The organism is Niallia nealsonii (genome assembly GCF_002835805.1).
GTDB classification, from domain to species: domain Bacteria; phylum Bacillota; class Bacilli; order Bacillales; family Cytobacillaceae; genus Niallia; species Niallia nealsonii.
In genome coordinates this window covers 1-1,810 of sequence record NZ_PISE01000072.1, presented here as the reverse complement: position 1 = coordinate 1,810, position 1,810 = coordinate 1, and the positions used below count along the sequence as shown (strand labels likewise).

Annotated in this window: 2 protein-coding genes; both read right to left on the bottom strand. The window is 43.3% G+C overall.

From position 1 onward, the window contains the following. Window positions 1–1,163 (bottom strand): ABC transporter permease (locus tag CWS01_RS21740; protein ID WP_101179623.1); only part of this gene is annotated, 1,163 nt, incomplete at its 3' end. Next, window positions 1,160–1,810: ABC transporter ATP-binding protein (locus CWS01_RS21735; RefSeq protein WP_101179621.1), on the bottom strand; the 651-nt coding region annotated here is incomplete at its 5' end. The genes CWS01_RS21740 and CWS01_RS21735, both read right to left, overlap by 4 nt.

The window sequence follows — 1,810 nt, the reverse complement described above, 5'->3', positions numbered from 1 at the left end:
GCTTCTAACGGACTTAAGTTAGATGCTTTGTTCGCTGGGAAAAGCCCAAAAACGACACCGATGAAAACAGAGAACCCTACTGCTCCGCCAACTACCCACCAGGTAATTTGCATGGTCATATCCAGTACACTTGATAACAGTTCGGCACTGCCAAGGCCAATTAAGGCACCTAATATGCCACCCAATGCGCTTAGCACCGTTGCTTCAATTAAGAACTGAAGCATAATATCTTTTTTCTTGGCGCCGATTGCTTTTCGAATGCCAATTTCTCTGGTACGTTCTGTCACAGATACCAGCATAATATTCATAATGCCGATTCCGCCAACGATTAAAGAGATGCTCGCAATACCCGCAAGAAGATATGTCATTGTATTCGATACAGAATCTAGCGCTTCCGATACGGAGGACTGATTTCGTACAGAATAGGATGTTTCATCCCCATCGAATTGGTTATACAATTCTTGTTTCATTTTCGCCATGCCCATTTCAACCGTATCTTCAGACGTCATATTAACAGTCGCAGAATTCACATAAGTTTGGCCGATAAAACGTTGTGCTGTTGTAAAGGGAATTAATACTTGATCATCGACAGATCCAGATAATTCTTCCCCTTGTTCAGCAAGCACTCCGATTACTTTAAAGGTCGTGCCATCAATTTTTACCGTTTGATCAATCGGGTTGGAAAAACCGAAAAGTTCGGTTGCAACATTATAGCCGAGTACTACCACTTTATTGCGATTGTCGATGTCGACATCCATTACATTTCTTCCAGATTGAAGCGTGATCTCTTCCACCTTTTCATAAGAAGTAGTAATCCCTGTTACCGTTACTCCGTCGCTGGAAGTGGTGCCGTTTTTCACCGTGCTGCTTGTTGTCACAGTCGGAGAAACTGCCTCTACTTCATCCAGATCTTCAAAGGACATCAATTCATCATACGTGACTACTTCTTCATCACTAGAATTTCCTGATAATGTAACAGAAACAGTCGTTGTTCCTAAGCTCGATACTTCATCGGAGACGGATTGGGAAGCGCCCATTCCAAGGGAAGTAAGAGCAATTACTGCGGCCACTCCGATGATAATGCCAAGCATGGTCAACGTTGCCCGCAGCTTATTCATCGTAATATTTTTAAAGGAAACTTTCATTGCTTGACTGAACTTCAAGAGACTACGACCTCCTTCGCTTCCATTAGCCTGCCATCTTGAATGCGGATTACTCGTTTGGCTTGTTTGGCTATTTCTAAATCATGGGTAATCAAGATGATGGTATGACCTTGGCTGTTTAATTCTTTGATTAACCTCATGACTTCCACGCCTGTTTTACTGTCGAGTGCACCTGTTGGCTCATCGGCTAAGAGAATCGGCGGGTTTCCAGCAAGGGCGCGGGCAATCGCCACACGCTGCTGCTGCCCTCCTGAAAGTTCGGTTGGTTTATGGCCAGCTCGTTCTAACAGCCCGACTTTATCCAATGCTTCCAAAGCCACTTCTTTTCGTTCTTTATTGCTTAATCCTCGGTAGATTAATGGCATCTCCACATTTTCTAAGGCAGATTGTTTCGTTAACAAATTAAAGGATTGAAAGATAAATCCAATTTTATGATTGCGTACTTCTGCGAGCTCCTTGCTTTTTAACGAAAAGACATTTTTCCCATCCAAATAATAATCACCAGAATCTGGAGTATCCAAGCAGCCAATCATATTCATCAACGTAGACTTGCCTGAACCGGATGGACCAATAATGGCGATGAAATCGCCTTTATTGATCGAAAGGCTAACATTGTCCAGTGCCGTCACAGTTTCACCGCCAAGGGT